This window comes from Limnobacter humi (assembly GCF_024518835.1).
Lineage (GTDB): Bacteria > Pseudomonadota > Gammaproteobacteria > Burkholderiales > Burkholderiaceae_B > Limnobacter > Limnobacter humi.
The window spans coordinates 1-705 of sequence record NZ_JANIGO010000016.1 but is presented as its reverse complement, the minus strand read 5'-3'; the positions used below and the strand labels follow the sequence as shown (position 1 = coordinate 705).

The window sequence follows — 705 nt, the reverse complement described above, 5'->3', positions numbered from 1 at the left end:
ACATTGACATTGCGAGCGGCGAATTTCTGGTTCTCGTTGGTCCATCCGGTTGCGGAAAATCCACCCTGCTGCGGATGATTGCCGGACTGGAGGAAATCAGTTCAGGCGAATTGAAGATTGGTGACACGACGGTTAACACCCTGCCGCCATCGGATCGTGACATAGCCATGGTCTTTCAGGATTACGCGCTCTATCCGCATATGAGCGTTGAGGAGAACATGGCATTTGGACTGAAGATGCGCAGTGAACCCGCCACCGAAATTGACAAGCGCGTCGCAGGCGCGGCGGACATCCTCAAACTCCAGGATTATCTCGAACGGCGTCCAGCACAACTTTCGGGCGGACAGCGTCAGCGCGTCGCCATGGGGCGCGCCATCGTCCGCCGACCAAAGGCCTTCCTGTTTGACGAGCCGCTATCGAACCTTGACGCGGCGCTGCGCGTCGAGATGCGGCTGGAGATCGCCAAGCTGCATCGCCGGATGCAGGCGACGACGGTCTATGTCACGCACGATCAGGTCGAAGCGATGACATTGGCGGATCGGATCGTGGTGATGAACGCCGGTCATATCGAGCAGATCGGCCAGCCGCTCGACCTTTATCGCAAACCGGCAAGCCTGTTCGTTGCGCGCTTCATCGGCAGCCCGACGATGAATACCTTCCCTGCCCAGGTCATCAAATCCGGCGGTAACCATCTGGTCGTGCAGT

The 705-nt window shown here is 58.4% G+C and carries 1 protein-coding gene; it reads left to right on the top strand.

Features of this window, described 5'->3' with window-relative positions; translation table 11 throughout:
- Positions 1–2 precede the first annotated feature (2 nt).
- The coding region (locus NQT62_RS15340) for an ABC transporter ATP-binding protein (RefSeq protein WP_256765623.1) at positions 3–705 on the top strand (703 nt) is incomplete at its 3' end.